Origin of the sequence: Paraburkholderia sp. (assembly GCF_047605525.1) — a bacterium.
Taxonomy (GTDB): domain Bacteria; phylum Pseudomonadota; class Gammaproteobacteria; order Burkholderiales; family Burkholderiaceae; genus Paraburkholderia.
In genome coordinates, this window is the sequence record NZ_JASGFN010000034.1 from 34516 (window position 1) to 50330 (window position 15815).

A 15815-nucleotide genomic window follows, 5' to 3' on the forward strand; every position below is an offset into this window, starting at 1 on the left:
GATGGGGCTCCTGGTTCAGGCCGCGGCGGCTTTGGTTGATTGATCGGCGCCATGAGCCTGCGCGGCGGCGAGACCGAAATCTTCGGGGAAGTGATCGAGCGCGGACAGCACCGGATACGGCGTCATGCCGCCCATCGCGCACAGCGAACCGGACACCATCGTGTCGCACAGATCGCGCAGCAGTTGCACCTGGCGCGTCGACGTGTCGCCGTTGCGGATCCGCGCGATCACCTCGACGCCGCGCGTCGAGCCGATCCGGCACGGCGTGCATTTGCCGCACGATTCGAGCGCGCAGAAGTGCATCGCGTATTGCGCGAGCTCGGCGAGATTCGACGTGTCGTCATGCACGACCAGACCGCCGTGGCCGATCACCGCGCCGACTGCCGCGTAGGCCTCGTAGTCCATCGGAATGTCCCACTGGCTTTCCGGCAGATAGGTGCCGAGCGGGCCGCCCACCTGCACCGCGCGCGCGGGGCGGCCGCTCGCGGTGCCGCCGCCGTAGTCATCGAGCAGTTCGCGCAGCGTCACGCCGAACGCGAGCTCGACGAGACCACCGCGCTTGACGTTGCCGGCGAGCTGGAACGGCAGCGTGCCGCGCGAGCGGCCCATGCCGAAGTCTTTGTAGAACGCCGCGCCGCGCGCGAAGATGACCGGCACGGTGGCGAGCGTGATCACGTTGTTGATCACGGTCGGCTGGCCGTAGAGGCCCGCGAGCGCGGGCACCGGCGGCTTCGCGCGGACGATGCCGCGCTTGCCTTCGAGCGATTCGAGCAGCGCGGTTTCCTCGCCGCACACGTACGAGCCGGCGCCTTTCGCGACGAACAGCTCGAAGCGATGCGCGCTCGAGCCGAGCACGCTGTCGCCGAGCCAGCCCGCCGCGCGGGCGCGGGCGATCGCGGTTTCGAGCGTCGCGATCGAATGCGGATACTCGCTGCGCACGTAGATGTAGCCGACTGTCGCGCCGGTCGCGACGCCCGCGATCAGCATGCCTTCGATCAGCATGTACGGGTCGCTTTCCATCACGAGGCGATCGGAGAAGGTGCCCGAGTCGCCTTCGTCGGCGTTGCAGACGATGTACTTCTGCGCCGCCTGCGCGCCGCGCACCGTGCGCCATTTGATGCCGGCCGGGAACGCCGCGCCGCCGCGGCCGCGCAGGCCCGATTCGATCAGCGCTTCGCAGGCGGCGTCGCCGTCGGTCCGCAGCGCGCGACGCAACCCTTCGAGGCCGCCGTGCGCGACGTAGTCGTCGATCGACAGCGGATCGGTGATGCCGATGCGCGCGAAAGTCAGGCGCTGCTGCTTTTTCAGATACGGAATCTCGTCGACCACGCCGACGCGCCGCGCATGCTCGCCGCCGTCGACGAAGCCCGCGTCGAACAGCGCGGCGACGTCGCCGGCTTCGACGTTCGCATAGCCGATGCGGCCTGCGGGCGTCGCGACTTCGACGAGCGGTTCGAGCCACAGCAGACCGCGCGTGCCGTTGCGGATCAGTTCGATATCGATGCCGCGGCGCGCGGCTTCGGCTTCGATCGCCTGCGCGACGGCGTCGGCGCCGAGCGCGAGCGCCGACGAATCGCGGGGGACGTAGATGCGCGTCATGCCGGCACCTCCACGCACTTGCGGGCGGCCGCGAACAGCGCGTCGAATTTGCGCGGCGACACGCGCGCGTGCAGCGTGCCGTTGAGCATCATGGCCGGTGACAGCGCGCATTGGCCGAGGCAATAGACCGATTCGAGTTCGACCGTCGCGCCGGCCTCGTGCGCGGCATCGAAGCGGCAGCCGGTGTGCGCCTCGATATGCTGCGCGAGCGCTTCGGTGCCCATGCTGCGGCACGCTTCCGCGCGGCACAACTGCACGGTGACGGGCGCGGGCGGCTGTATGCGGAAATGGTGGTAGTAGGTGATGACGCCGTGCACTTCCGCGCGCGACAGGTTCAGCGCGCGAGCAAGCGGTTCGACCGCGCGGGGCGGCACATAGCCGAGTTCGTCCTGGATCGCGTGCAGGATGGCCAGCAGCGACCGGCCCGGCCGCGCGTGACGCTGCACGAGCTGATCCGGCGCCGTGGCGAGAGAATCGTCCAATTGGGGGCTCCTCCAAAGCGATATATGCACTTGTTATTCATAATACGTGCACGTATGCTTCGCTTATTCGATATGGTATAGCCGAAAGATAGGCGGCCCAACCGGTGCGCGCAATAGGAACGAGTTGAACATATATGGTCAGGATCGAATGTCAGGTCGAACTGGTGGTGAAGGGCGTGGACGGCCGCGAGGCCAGCCTGTCGGACGTGGTGCCGTTGCTCGCGCTCGTCGACGAATCCGGCAGCATTGCGCAGGCCGCCGCGCTTAAGGGTTTGTCCTACCGGCATGCGTGGGGTTTGCTGCGCGGCATCGAGGAGCGCCTCGGCGGCCCGCTGATCGCGAAGGAGCGTGGGCGCGGCTCGGTGCTGTCCGAACTCGGTCACGCGGTGCTGCGTGCGCAGAAGCTATGCGGGGAGCGGCTCGACGGCAACCTGCAGGCGCTCGCGAGCGAGGTGGCGAGCGATCTGAACCGCTGGCTCGCGCCGCCCGCCGACGACGTGCGCATCCACGCATCACATGGCTATGCGGTGGCCGCGCTCGTGACGGCGCTCGTCGCCGGCGATCTGCCGGTCGACATCAAGTATCGCGACAGCGCGGACGCGGTCAGCGCGCTCGCGCGCGGCGAATGCGATCTGGCGGGTTTTCATCTGCCGCTCGGCGAATTTCGCGCGACGTGCGCCGACGCCTACCGGCGCTGGCTCGATCCGCAGCGCCACGTGCTCTTGCATCTGACGCGGCGCAAGCAGGGGCTCTTCATCGGCAAGGGCAATCCGAAGCGGATCGGTGGGCTCGGCGATCTCGCGCGCGACGACATCCGCTTCGTCAACCGCCAGCCGGGCTCCGGCACGCGGATGCTGCTCGATCTCGCGCTGCGCCGGCTCGGCGTGGACCCGGACCGTGTCAACGGGTATGCGTCGACCGAGCTCACGCATTCGGCGATCGCGGCGTTCGTCGCGAGCGGCATGGCGGACGTCGGTTTCGGCGTGAAGCCGGCCGCGCATCACTTCGGACTCGACTTCATTCCGATCGTCGACGAGGACTATTACTTCGCGTGCGACCGCGCGCACCTCGGGCGCGCACCGCTCGCGGCGGTGATCGATCTGCTGCGCAGCAGCGCGTTTCGTCATAGTGTCGAGCATCTCGACGGCTACGATCCGCGTGATTGCGGCAGATTGGTGGGACTGGCCGAGGGGCTTGGAGAGGGGGTGGCGTAAGAGCCTGTAATCATAAAAGCCGGGCCGGACCGCCCGTGCCGCTGCGAAGCACGCCGGTTTCGGCTACTCTCTTGGCTTCGCTTCCGCTTTAACCGCGCGCGACGCCGCGCCGAACCGATATGAAAGCTCTTCTTCACGCATTTGCCGCCGTTGCGGCGGCTGGTGTGCTCTGTGGCACCGTCTCCATTGCGTTCGCGCAGAATTCGCCCGGCGTGCCGGGCGGCGTTCTGACGGACGAGTTCCGTATCAACGAGCATCCGCAGATGCCGTTCGCCGCGTCCGCGCCGTCGGACAAGTATCAGCACGGCAAGCGCTCGGCGGCGCGCAAGCGCGGCGACATGGGCGATCCGAACGGCTGTAATCTGCAGTGCCCGCAAGACGAATAAGATTCGTCCGTTGTTTGACGATCGATGTTTGACGCAACGCCGGCCTTCGTGCCGGCGTTGTGTTTTGTGGCGTGGTCTGTTGTTGCGGGAGTTGCGTCGCCGGCCTTACTCTCCAAGGGGGCTTTGCGGCCGTTCGGCCCGGCCCACTTCTCAAGGCTTCGCGACGTGCCACATGTCCTTGAAGCCGTCTCCCTTCGCATCTCCCGCCTGCTTGTCGGCCGAGTAGCGATACAGCGGATGGCCCTTGTACGCCCATTGCTGCTTGCCGTCCGCGCTCGGGATCAGCGTCCAGTCGCCGGAGGGCTTGTCCATCGAGGTCGCCGTGGCCGGCGGCCAGTAGTTCATGCAGCCGCCGGTGCAGGCGCTTACGCCGGGCTTGGTGTCCTTGTCGAAGGTGTAAAGCGTCATGCCGTCGGCGGTGACGAAGCGGCCGTTCTCTACCTTGGGTGGATCGGCGAAGGCGCCTTGTTGCAACGCGGCTAACGCGAGCGGGGCCAGCAGGAGGATCGACTTGCGCATGATGGGGACTCCAGTGTTGACGACGTGTTTGACGACGGACAGCGCGTTTCGAGTATAGGCAGCATGGGGAGACTTGCAGTCTCGCGTTGTGCGTGCCATGGAGTGAACGGGTGGGGATAAGGGGATATTCCAGGGGGCGGGATGCCGACGATATCCTCTCAAACGCCGTTGGGTCGGGCCAGATGATCAAACATGGACCCGGAAAGGAAAAACCCCGCGAACCGATGGCTGGCAGGGTTTTCAGGAAATCCTGGAATGAGTCAGGATTAGATATTGGTGGAGGCGGCGGGAATCGAACCCGCGTCCAGAAGCACTCTACGACCAGTTCTACATGTTTAGTTCTGTCTTTTGATTTAACCGTGGCGACGCGGACGAACACGCTGCGCTACGGCGATTCACCAGATTTTCGACCCGGACGTCGTGACGCCGCCAAGGCTTAACTGACGTATATGACCTCTGTCGGTATTGCTACCGGTCTTGCGACACTAGCCCGTCAGTGAACTAGGCAGAGGACGGCGGCCCTTAGGCTGCCAGTGCGAACGTATCGTCGTTTGCAGTTACGTTTTTCCCATTGATTAACGAGGTGACGGGTCCTCGACATGCCCTAGCCGCTTCGCAACCCCTGTCGAAACCAGGTCGCCCCCGCGGTTCGTTGCTCACATATATGAGCCAAACAACAATTTTACAATAGATCGACGGCCGCGTCGTGTGTTGCGTGCGGACGCCGGGATTGCGCAACTTCGTTAGCAAGTGTGTCGGACGCACGCATCACGCGATGTCTCGCAACAGCTTCTGCAATTCGGCTGGCGATTGAACGACGTGCTGCGCATGCCAGTGCGTCGGCGGGATATCGTTGCCGCAATAACCGTACGCCGCCGCGACCGTCTTCATGCCGGCGGCAAAACCGGCCTGCACGTCGCGCAGGTCGTCGCCGACATAGACGACGCGCTCCGGCGCGACGTCCAGTTCGCGCGCCGCGTGCAGCAACGGCGCCGGGTGCGGCTTCGAGTGCGGGGTCGTGTCGCCGCTCACGACGCAGCCGGCGCGCTCCTCGAGCCCCAGTTGCGCGATCAGCGGCTCGGTGAGCCGCGCGACCTTGTTGGTGACGATGCCCCAGCGCACGCCGCGCGCGTCGAGTTCGTCGAGTACTTCGGCGATGCCGGGGAACAGCGTGGTCTCGATGCACAGATCCGCTTCGTAGTTGGCGAGAAACTCCTCGCGCATCGACGCGAATTCGTGATGATCCGGGCCGATGTCGAACGCGCCGCCGATCAGCCCGCGCGCGCCCGCGGAGGCCAGCGGGCGCAGCTTTTCGAGCGGAACCATCTCGAGTCCGCGGTCGTGGCGCATCTTGTTGACGGCCGCCGCGAGGTCGGGCGCCGTGTCGGCTAGCGTGCCGTCCAGGTCAAAAAGCACGGCTTGGCAGACGCCGAGCGCGTCGTCGTTGTCTTCGCGTTGAGGCAGGGGGGTCGGGGCGCTCATTGTTTGTCTGGAGGCGGTGGGTCGGGGCGGTTCAGGCGTCGCGGCGGCAGGCGAGCATGTAGTTGACGCTCGTGTCGGACGACAGCATGAAGTGCTTGCTGAGCGGGTTGTAGACGATGCCTTTGATGTCGGCCGTGTGCAGGCCGGCGGTGCGCACGAAGCCCGCGAGTTCCGACGGACGGATGAAGCGCGTGTAGTCGTGCGTTCCCTTGGGCAGCATCCGCGCGATGTATTCGGCGCCGATCACAGCGAACAGATAAGACTTCATATTGCGGTTCAGCGTGGAGAAGAACACCCAGCCGCCCGGCTTCACGAGGTTCTTGCACGCTTCGACGATCGCCGCCGGTTCGGGCACGTGCTCGAGCATTTCCATGCAGGTCACCACGTCGTAGGTACCCGGTTCGCGGGCGGCGAGCGCCTCGGCGGCGATTTCTTCGTAATCGACGGTTACGCCGCTTTCAAGACTGTGAAGATCCGCGACGCCCAGCGCCTGCGTCGACAGGTCGATGCCCTTCACGTGAGCGCCGAGACCGGCCATCGATTCGGACAGAATGCCGCCGCCGCAGCCGATATCCAGCACCTTTTTGCCCGCGAGATGCGCGTGCGTGTCGATCCAGCTCAGGCGGATGGGGTTGAGTTCGTGCAACGGCTTGAATTCGGCATTCGGGTCCCACCACCGATGCGCGAGGTCGCTGAATTTCTGTAGTTCGTGGGGATCGGCGTTGGTCATGGCGAAAGCTGCCTCGATGAGGGCGGTGAGCGGACGCTCGAGGATAAACCCTGAGTATATAGGGCGAGAGAGAGGGCAGCAAAAGAGCGGCAAAAGGACGGCGCTGGGTGGGGCATGGGCGCGAAAAGCCTACGGCGACAGGCAGTGGTAGCGCCGCGCACCGCGCGGAATCCACGCATAAAAAAACCCCGCCGGAGCGGGGTTTTTTGATACTGCGGTAATGTGCAGCTTACTGCTTCGGCGTACCGACAACTTCGACTTCCACGCGACGGTCCGGTGCGAGGCAGGCGATGAGTTGCTTGCGGTTCCTCTGGTTGCAACCAGTGGTAACCGGGTTGCGACGGCCCTTGCCTTCCGTGTAGATACGGTTGGCTTCGACGCCCTTGCTGACCAGGAAGGCCTTCACAGCTTGAGCACGACGCAGCGACAGACGGTCGTTGTACGCATCCGTACCGATGCGGTCGGTGTGGCCCGTTGCAACGACGACTTCGAGGTTGATGCCCTGGATCTTCGCTGCCAGTTCGCTCAGGCGTTCCTTACCAGCCGGCTTCAGGATTGCCTTGTCGAAGTCGAACAGCGCGTCAGCTTGATACGTAATCTTTTCGCTGGAGATAACCGGAGCCGGAGCCGGAGCCGGCGGCGTCGGAGCCTGAGCAACCAGTGCACCGTCGCACTTTGCGTTGGCGGTTGCCGGCGTCCAGAATGCATCGCGCCAGCACAGCTCGTTCGTGCCGTTCATCCACACGTATTCGCCGGTACCATTCACCCAGTTGTCGTTCGTGGCTTGTCGCGACGCCGGCACCGACTGTGCCATGGCGGATGCAGCCATAACCGCGGTAGCTGCAATGAACGCGAGCTTTGAAAGTTTATTCATATTTCTCCTCTCGAAATTGAGATTACCGCAGGTTTACTGCGAGCCTGTTGACGAAGACCAGTCATACATTGCTCGAAGTATAACATTGGTGCGGAACAAAAAACGTTTGTATAGACTTCGAGCAGTGTCTGACTCTTTGTGCGTTGGCATTTTGCCATATCGTTCCCTTCCGACGAAAAAAAAATCCGTCCCCCATCAAATCCCCCTCCAATTGTGGTGCATGCGCAACAAAGGCATTCGCCTGGCAGGTCCGCCAGATCTGGCAGAGCGGCGAATTGCCGGACGCACGAATCGAGCCTGATCGTCGAGGAAACGGGGTGTCGGGAGAGCGCTGATGAGGTCCCCTCTAATGTGTATACGTACCGTGGTCGGGGGCGGATGCCGGCCATGTTAGAATCATGTGATGTGTTGCGCCTGCAATGCTTACGCGAAGGCGACGGTCTGTCCGTCGCCTTCGCACGTAAAAGATACGGATAATGGATCAATTCGCCAAAGAGACTCTGCCAATCTCCCTAGAGGAGGAAATGCGCCGTTCGTATCTCGATTACGCGATGAGCGTGATCGTAGGGCGAGCGCTTCCCGATGTCCGCGATGGCCTGAAGCCGGTACACCGGCGCGTGCTGTACGCGATGCACGAGTTGAACAACGACTGGAACCGCGCGTACAAGAAGTCGGCGCGTATCGTCGGCGACGTCATCGGTAAATACCACCCGCACGGCGACACGGCGGTATACGACACCATCGTCCGGATGGCGCAGGACTTTTCGCTGCGCTACATGCTCGTGGACGGCCAGGGCAACTTCGGTTCGGTCGACGGCGACAACGCCGCGGCAATGCGTTACACTGAAATCCGCATGGCGAAGATCGGTCACGAACTGCTGGCCGACATCGACAAGGAAACGGTCGACTTCGTGCCGAACTACGACGGCAGCGAAAATGAACCGGCGATCCTGCCCGCGCGCATCCCGAATCTGCTGATCAATGGCTCGTCCGGCATTGCGGTCGGCATGGCGACCAACATTCCGCCGCACAACCTCAACGAAGTCGTCGACGCCTGCCAGCATCTGCTGAAGAACCCCGAGGCGACGATCGACGAGTTGATCGAAATTATTCCCGCGCCCGACTTCCCGACCGCCGGCATCATCTACGGTGTGGCTGGCGTGCGCGACGGCTACCGCACGGGCCGCGGGCGCGTCGTGATGCGCGCGCTCACGCACTTCGAGGAAATCGACCGCGGCCAGCGCATGGCGATCATCGTCGACGAGCTGCCGTACCAGGTGAACAAGCGCTCGTTGCTTGAGCGTATCGCCGAGCTCGTCAACGAGAAGAAGCTCGAAGGCATTTCCGACATCCGCGACGAGTCCGACAAGAGCGGCATGCGCGTCGTGATCGAGCTCAAGCGCGGCGAAGTGCCCGAAGTCGTGCTGAACAATCTGTACAAGGCGACCCAGCTTCAGGACACCTTCGGCATGAACATGGTCGCGCTCGTCGACGGCCAGCCGAAGCTGCTGAACCTGAAGGAAATGCTGACGTGCTTCCTGTCGCATCGCCGGGAAGTGCTGACGCGGCGCACCGTCTACGAACTGCGCAAGGCGCGCGAGCGCGGTCACGTGCTCGAAGGCCTCGCGGTGGCGCTGGCCAACATCGACGAATTCATCGCGATCATCAAGGCCGCGCCGACTCCGCCTATCGCGAAGCAGGAACTGATGGCGCGCGCGTGGGATTCGTCGCTCGTGCGCGAGATGCTGTCGCGCGCCGAGAGCGAAAACGCGGCGGCGGGCGGTCGCGAAGCCTACCGTCCGGAAGGTCTGAATCCGTCGTTCGGCATGCAGGCCGATGGCCTCTACCGTCTGTCCGACACCCAGGCGCAGGAAATCCTGCAGATGCGTCTGCAGCGCCTGACCGGTCTCGAGCAGGACAAGATCATCGGCGAATATCGCGACGTGATGGCGCAGATCGCCGACCTGCTGGACATTCTGGCTCGCCCGGAACGCATTTCGGCGATCATCGTCGACGAACTCACGTCGATCAAGGCCGAATTCGGCGACGCGCGCCGCTCGAAGATCGAGCTGAACGCGACCGAGCTGAACACCGAAGACCTGATTACGCCGCAGGAAATGGTCGTGACGATGTCGCACGCGGGCTACGTGAAATCGCAGCCGTTGTCCGAATATCGCGCGCAAAAGCGCGGCGGTCGCGGCAAACAGGCGACTTCGATGAAGGAAGACGACTGGATCGACACGCTCTTCATCGCCAATACGCACGATCACATCCTGTGCTTCTCCAACCGCGGCCGGGTGTACTGGGTCAAGGTCTACGAAGTTCCGCAGGGCTCGCGTAACTCGCGCGGCCGGCCGATCGTCAACATGTTCCCGCTGCAGGAAGGCGAAAAGATTACGGTCGTGCTGCCGGTCAAGGAGTTCTCGGCCGACAAGTTCGTGTTCATGGCCACCGCGTTAGGAACGGTAAAAAAGACCCCGCTCGAAGCATTCAGCCGCCCGCTGCGCAAGGGTATTATTGCGGTCGGTCTGGATGAGGGCGATTACCTGATCGGCGCGGCCATCACGGATGGTCAGCACGATGTGATGCTGTTCTCGGATTCGGGCAAGGCGGTGCGCTTCGACGAAAACGACGTGCGTCCGATGGGCCGCGAGGCGCGCGGTGTGCGCGGCATGCAGCTCGAGGACGGACAAAACGTGATCGCCTTGCTGGTGGCCGGCGACGAGCAGCAGTCGGTGCTCACCGCGACGGAAAACGGCTTCGGCAAGCGCACGCCGATCACCGAATACACGCGTCACGGCCGTGGCACGAAGGGCATGATCGCGATCCAGACGTCGGAGCGTAACGGCAGGGTGGTTGCTGCGACGCTGGTGGATCCAGAGGCGCAGATCATGCTGATCACTACGACGGGCGTGCTGATTCGCACGCGCGTATCGGAAATCCGCGAAATGGGGCGCGCAACCCAAGGTGTTACACTCATCAGCCTTGACGAAGGGACCAAGCTGTCCGGTCTGCAACAGGTGGCCGAGGCCGAAGGCGAGTCGGAAAACGATTCGGATAGCCCCGCCGAAGGCGACAACGGCGGTGAGAGCGGCGGCGCGGCTTGAGTCGTGTCCGCGGTGTTTCAGTCCCGGTTAATAAGTTGAAGCTACGCTGCGAAGCCTCGCGTATCGGGCCGATACGCTTTCCGGCGCGGCGCGCGGTTCAGATTAATTTCTCTTAGGGAGTAATGATGCAAAAACGATTCAAACAACTGATGTTGCTGGCTGCCCTCGTGCCGACCTTCGCTATGGCTCAAGCGCTGCAAAACCAGGCGCCGGCGGCTCCGGCTGCCGCAGCAGCACCGGTTGATCCGGCCAAGCAGGCTGCCATCAAGGACCTGCTCGACGCCATCGACGCGCAGAAGCTGGTTGGCGCAATCGGCAACAGCGCGCAGATGCAGGCCAAGCAGCTCGTGCCGGCGATTCTGTCGGACGCGCTGAGCGAAAACAAGACGATGACGGACAAGCAGAAGCAGGCTGCCGTCCCGTCGCTGCAGCAGAACGCGGTGCCGAAGCTGGTTGACAGCGCAGGCCAGGTGTTCGCAACCGACTCATTCCGTCAGGACGCAATGCAGGCTCAGTACGACGCGTACGCGAAGTACTACAGCACGTCGGAAATCAAGGACCTGACCACGTTCTACAAGAGCCCGACCGGCCGCAAGTTCATCCAGGTGCAAGACCAGGTTGGCCGTGACGTCGTGAACGGTCTGATGCAGAAGTACATGCCGGAATCGATCAAGGCGACGCGTGCTCAGGCCGACAAGGAAGTCGCATCGGTCAAGCCGGCTGCCGCGAAGTAAATTCCGCTCGCAAGGCTGCGCCGGGTTCGCAGCCGGCTGCCGCCTTCCGGGGCATGCCGGGAAGGCGCATCTGCCGGGTCACACGGCGTGGCGGGTTGGCGGCGACAATGCGATAATGGCCGTTTGCGCACTGGCGCAGACGGCCATTTTCTTTTTTCGGCGAGCAGTCTCGCGGATCTTTTCGCCGATTTCCGCGCGATTCCTTTTTTCTCGCGCCCGCTTCCAGGACCTCACATGCGCGTCTTTAATTTCTCCGCCGGCCCGGCGGCCATGCCCGAAGAAGTGCTGCGCCAGGCAGCCGACGAGATGCTGAACTGGCACGGCAGCGGCATGAGCGTGATGGAAATGAGCCATCGCGGCAAGGAATTCATGTCGATCCACGAGGAAGCGCTTACCGACCTGCGCGAATTGTTGCAGGTGCCGGCAAGTCATCGCATTCTGTTCCTGCAAGGCGGCGGTCTCGGCGAAAACGCGATCGTGCCGATGAACCTGCTCGGCGCGAAACCGCGTGCGGATTTCGTCGTCACCGGTTCGTGGTCGCAAAAGTCATTCAAGGAAGCGCAGAAATACGGCAGCGTGCATCTGGCCGCGAGCGGCCAGACCGCGGAAGGCTTTACGCGCGCACCGGCGCGCGCGGAATGGCAACTGTCGGACGATCCCGCTTACGTGCATCTGTGCACGAACGAGACCATTCACGGCGTCGAAACCTTCGAGATTCCCGACCTCGGCGATATTCCGCTCGTTGCGGACGCGTCGTCGCACATCCTGTCGCGCCCGATGGACATCGCCAAATACGGCGTGCTGTTCGGCGGCGCGCAGAAGAACATCGGCATGGCCGGCGTGACGGTCGTGATCGTGCGCGAAGATATGCTCGATCGCGCGATGCCGATCTGCCCATCGGCGTTCGAATGGAAAACCGTCGCCGAGAACAATTCGATGTACAACACGCCGCCCACCTACGCGATCTATATCGCCGGGCTCGTGTTCAAGTGGTTGAAGAAGCAGGGCGGCCTCACTGCAATGGAAGCACGCAACCTCGAAAAGTCGAGGTTGCTGTACGACACGATCGACTCGAGCAGCTTCTATCTGAACAAGGTCGAGCGTGGCTCGCGCTCGCGGATGAACGTGCCGTTCTTCCTCGCCGACGAGTCGCGCAACGAAGATTTCCTGTCCGGCGCGAAAGCGCGGGGATTGGTGCAGCTAAAGGGCCACAAGTCCGTCGGCGGCATGCGGGCGTCGATCTATAACGCCGTCCCGCTCGAAGGCGTCAAAGCGCTTGTCGAATACATGAAGGAATTCGAGCAGCGCAGCGCCTGAGTCGGTTGACTCGCAGGCGCGCGCATCTTTTCCCGCAGTTACCCGGCAGGACCGTTTTCACGCATGGACGACGAACTCAATACCCGACTCAAACCTCTGCGCGATCGTATCGACGCGCTCGACGCGCAGTTGATCGCGCTCCTCAATCAGCGTGCATCGGTCGCGCTCGAAGTGGGCGAGATCAAGAAGCATTTCAACGCGCCGGTGTTCCGGCCGGAGCGCGAGATGCAGGTGATCGCGCGCTTGCAGGAAATGAGCGAAGGGCCGCTCGCGGGCGAGCATATCAACGCGATCTGGCGCGAGATCATGGCCGCGAGCCGCGCGCTCGAGAAGACCATCAGGGCCGCCTATCTCGGGCCGGTCGGTACCTATAGCGAACAGGCGATGCACGAATACTTCGGTCAGTCGATCGAAGGGCTGCCGTGCCCGTCGATCGACGAAGTGTTCCGCTCGGTCGAAGCGGGTGCCGCCGAATACGGCGTCGTGCCGGTCGAGAATTCGACCGAGGGCGCGGTGTCGCGCACGCTGGATCTGCTACTGCAAACGCAACTGATCATCGGTGGCGAACTCGCGTTGCCGATCCACCACAATCTGCTCACCCAGAACGGCCTCGCCGGCGTTACGCGCGTGTGCGCGCATGCGCAGGCGCTCGCGCAGTGTCAGCGCTGGCTGTCGACGAACGCGCCGCATCTGCAGCGTCAGGCCGTGGCGAGTAATGCGGAAGCCGCGCGGATGGCGGCCGAAGATCCGACCGTCGCGGCGATCGCGGGCGATCGCGCCGCGATCCATTACGGCTTGCAGGTTACCAACGCGCTGATCCAGGACGATCCGCACAACCGCACGCGCTTCGTGATGATCGGCAAGCAGCCGACCGGCCCGAGCGGTCACGACCAGACCTCGTTGATCGTGTCGGTGATGAATGAACCGGGCGCGGTGTTCAAGCTGCTCGAGCCGCTCGCGCGTCACGGCGTGTCGATGACGCGTTTCGAATCGCGTCCGGCGCGCGTCGGCACGTGGGAGTACTACTTCTACATCGACGTCGAGGGCCATCGCGATGACGCGGCCGTGGCGGCCGCGCTGGCGGGGCTCGGCGAGAAGGCCGCGTTCCTGAAGATACTCGGCTCGTATCCGCGCGCCCGCTGACGGGATGTCGGCACCGGAGTCCGGCGGACGTCGAATGCGCCGCCTATCCATTATTTCCGCATGTTTCCAATATTCATTGTCGTTCGGAGATTTTCATGACAGCGTCTTTCGGCCCTTCCTACGTGCGTGCGATCGCGCCGTATATAGCCGGCAAACCGATTTCGGAAGTGGCCCGCGAGTTCGGTCTCGAAGAGGCGAGCATCGTGAAGCTGGCATCGAATGAGAATCCTCTTGGCATGCCGGAATCGGCCCAGCGCGCGATGGCGCGGGCAGTCGCCGATCTCGGCCGCTATCCCGACTCGAACGGCTTCGAGCTGAAGGCCGCATTGAGCGCGCGTTACGGCGTGCCGGCCGGGTGGATTACGCTCGGCAACGGCAGCAACGACATTCTTGAACTCGCCGCGCATGCATACGTCGAGAAGGGACAGTCGGTCGTGTTCTCGCAGTATTCGTTCGCGGTCTACGCGCTCGCGACGCAAGGAGTCGGCGCGCGCGCGATTGTTGTGCCGGCCGTGCGCCGTGGTCACGACCTCGACGCGATGCTCGCCGCGATCGCCGACGACACGCGTCTCGTCTTCATTGCGAATCCGAATAATCCGACCGGTACGTTCGTCGACGGTCCGGCGCTCGAGGCGTTTCTCGACGAGGTGCCGCGCCATGTGGTCGTCGTGCTCGACGAGGCATACACCGAGTATCTGTCGGCGGACAAGCGTTACGACTCGATCGCATGGGTGCGCCGCTACCCGAACCTGCTCGTGTCGCGCACGTTCTCGAAGGCATTTGGCCTCGCGGGTCTGCGCATCGGCTTTGCGATCGCGCAGCCCGAATTGACCGATTTGCTGAACCGTTTGCGTCAGCCGTTCAACGTGAACACGCTCGCGCAAGCCGCGGCGATCGCCGCGCTGAACGACAACGCGTTTCTCGAGAAGAGCGCGGCGCTGAACGCACAGGGCTATCGCCGTCTGACCGACGCATTCGATAAGCTCGGCCTCGAATATGTGCCGTCCGAAGGCAACTTCGTGCTCGTGCGCGTCGGCGACGACGACGCTGCCGGTGCCCGCGTGAACCTCGCATTGCTGAAGCAGGCCGTGATCGTGCGTCCGGTCGACAACTATGGTTTGCCGCAGTGGCTGCGAATCACGATCGGCCTGCCGGAGGAAAACGAAGCTTTCCTCGCGGCGCTTGAAAAGACGCTGGCCGAGCCTGCCGCCGCGTAAATATCGATCCTTTGACCCGCGCGTCCGCCAGACAGGAGTGGCGCGCTTATTTTGTTGACCGACGTGGCCGCGTTTTCTTTTGACAAGCTGGTGATTTTCGGTGTCGGCCTGATCGGCGGATCGCTCGCGCGCGCATTGCGCGAACGCAGCGAGGTCGGCGGGGCGCGCACGGTGATCGGCGTCGGGCGGACATCCGCGTCGAGCGAGCGGGCGCTGGCGCTCGGTGTAATCGACGGCGCGGCGGCGCTGCATGACGATGCCGCCTTGCGCGACGCGCTCGCGGGTGCGGATTGTGTGCTGCTCGCGGCCCCCGTCGCGCAGACGCAGCCGTTGCTCGAGCGCATCGTGCCGTATCTGGAAGCGCACACGATCGTCACCGATGCCGGCAGCAGCAAGTCCGACGTGGTCGCCGCGGCGCGCGCGGCGCTCGGCGCGCGGATCGGCCAGTTCGTGCCGGGCCATCCGATCGCGGGCCGCGAGTCGAGTGGTGTCGATGCCGCATTGCCTGACCTGTACGTCAACCGCAACGTGGTGCTGTGTCCGCTGCCGGAGAATGAGTCGGCGGCGGTCGCGCGCGTCGCCGCGATGTGGCGCGCCACCGGTGCGCTCGTGCGCGAAATGGCACCGGAGCAGCACGACCGCGTGTTCGCGTCGGTCAGTCATCTGCCGCACGTGCTGTCGTTCGCGCTCGTCGAGCAGATTCTCAACTCGCCCGATGCCGAGTTGAAATTCTCGTTCGCGGCGGGCGGATTTCGCGACTTCACGCGCATCGCCGCGTCGAGCCCGGAAATGTGGCGCGACGTGTGCGTGGCCAACCGCGCGGCGCTGCTCGACGAACTCGACGCGTACACCGCGGTACTCGCGCGCCTGCGCGCGGCGATCGAAGCCGCCGACGGCGCCGCGCTCGAAGCCGTGTTCACCCGCTCGCGCGTCGCGCGCAGCCAGTGGCAGGAGCAGCGCGCAGCCGGTGTCGCCGGCAGTGACGCGTCGAAATAACCGGAAACTGGACTC

General features: G+C 63.8%; 14 protein-coding genes and 1 other RNA gene. 8 read left to right on the top strand and 7 right to left on the bottom strand.

What is annotated here, in order from left to right; genetic code table 11:
* Positions 1-15: 15 nt before the first annotated feature.
* Positions 16-1599 (bottom strand): formate dehydrogenase beta subunit, encoded by a 1584-nt coding sequence (locus tag QM685_RS33160; protein WP_415123478.1) that lies wholly within the window; start codon positions 1597-1599, stop codon positions 16-18.
* Positions 1596-2081, bottom strand: coding sequence for an NAD(P)H-dependent oxidoreductase subunit E (locus tag QM685_RS33165; RefSeq protein ID WP_415123479.1), 486 nt, complete (start codon positions 2079-2081; stop codon positions 1596-1598). The genes QM685_RS33160 and QM685_RS33165 overlap by 4 nt, the downstream gene beginning before the upstream one ends.
* 134 nt (positions 2082-2215) lie before the next feature.
* On the opposite strand from QM685_RS33165, the gene QM685_RS33170 reads away from it, so the two are divergent.
* Positions 2216-3295, top strand: a complete 1080-nt coding sequence (locus QM685_RS33170; protein ID WP_415123480.1) for a substrate-binding domain-containing protein — start codon at positions 2216-2218, stop codon at positions 3293-3295.
* Between the two features lie 119 nt (positions 3296-3414).
* Entirely contained in the window at positions 3415-3681 is a 267-nt protein-coding gene (locus QM685_RS33175) for a hypothetical protein (RefSeq protein WP_415123481.1), read from the top strand.
* A gap of 150 nt (positions 3682-3831) precedes the next feature.
* Here QM685_RS33175 and QM685_RS33180 read toward each other — a convergent pair whose 3' ends face one another.
* The 5 genes from QM685_RS33180 to ompA form a co-directional block, all read right to left on the bottom strand.
* Positions 3832-4200, bottom strand: coding sequence for a hypothetical protein (locus tag QM685_RS33180; protein WP_415123482.1), 369 nt, complete (start codon positions 4198-4200; stop codon positions 3832-3834).
* A 274-nt stretch (positions 4201-4474) separates the two neighbouring features.
* Positions 4475-4844: a transfer-messenger RNA gene (gene ssrA / locus QM685_RS33185) on the bottom strand.
* 124 nt (positions 4845-4968) lie between these two features.
* Positions 4969-5682, bottom strand: a complete 714-nt coding sequence (gene gph, locus QM685_RS33190; protein ID WP_415123483.1) for a phosphoglycolate phosphatase — start codon at positions 5680-5682, stop codon at positions 4969-4971.
* A gap of 31 nt (positions 5683-5713) precedes the next feature.
* The gene (ubiG, locus tag QM685_RS33195; protein WP_415123484.1) at positions 5714-6412 is read right to left on the bottom strand and encodes a bifunctional 2-polyprenyl-6-hydroxyphenol methylase/3-demethylubiquinol 3-O-methyltransferase UbiG; all 699 of its coding nucleotides are present in this window, start codon (positions 6410-6412) and stop codon (positions 5714-5716) included.
* Between the two features lie 229 nt (positions 6413-6641).
* A complete protein-coding gene (gene ompA, locus QM685_RS33200; RefSeq protein WP_415123485.1) occupies positions 6642-7286 on the bottom strand; it encodes an outer membrane protein OmpA in 645 nt (214 codons plus the stop codon).
* Between the two features lie 476 nt (positions 7287-7762).
* On the opposite strand from ompA, the gene gyrA reads away from it, so the two are divergent.
* The 6 genes from gyrA to QM685_RS33230 all read left to right on the top strand — a co-directional run bounded on the left by gyrA (position 7763) and on the right by QM685_RS33230 (position 15800).
* Complete coding sequence (gene gyrA, locus QM685_RS33205) at positions 7763-10393, top strand: DNA gyrase subunit A (RefSeq protein WP_415123486.1); 2631 nt, start codon at positions 7763-7765, stop codon at positions 10391-10393.
* Positions 10394-10518: 125 nt separating this feature from the next.
* Complete coding sequence (locus QM685_RS33210) at positions 10519-11127, top strand: DUF2059 domain-containing protein (RefSeq protein ID WP_415123509.1); 609 nt, start codon at positions 10519-10521, stop codon at positions 11125-11127.
* A gap of 234 nt (positions 11128-11361) precedes the next feature.
* The gene (gene serC / locus QM685_RS33215; protein WP_415123487.1) at positions 11362-12444 is read left to right on the top strand and encodes a 3-phosphoserine/phosphohydroxythreonine transaminase; all 1083 of its coding nucleotides are present in this window, start codon (positions 11362-11364) and stop codon (positions 12442-12444) included.
* Between the two features lie 63 nt (positions 12445-12507).
* Complete coding sequence (pheA, locus tag QM685_RS33220) at positions 12508-13587, top strand: prephenate dehydratase (protein WP_415123488.1); 1080 nt, start codon at positions 12508-12510, stop codon at positions 13585-13587.
* A gap of 95 nt (positions 13588-13682) precedes the next feature.
* Positions 13683-14804 carry a histidinol-phosphate transaminase gene (gene hisC / locus QM685_RS33225; RefSeq protein ID WP_415123489.1) on the top strand — a complete coding sequence of 374 codons (1122 nt, stop codon included), beginning with the start codon at positions 13683-13685 and terminating at the stop codon, positions 14802-14804.
* Between the two features lie 54 nt (positions 14805-14858).
* Positions 14859-15800, top strand: coding sequence for a prephenate dehydrogenase (locus QM685_RS33230; RefSeq protein WP_415123510.1), 942 nt, complete (start codon positions 14859-14861; stop codon positions 15798-15800).
* Positions 15801-15815: the final 15 nt, after the last annotated feature.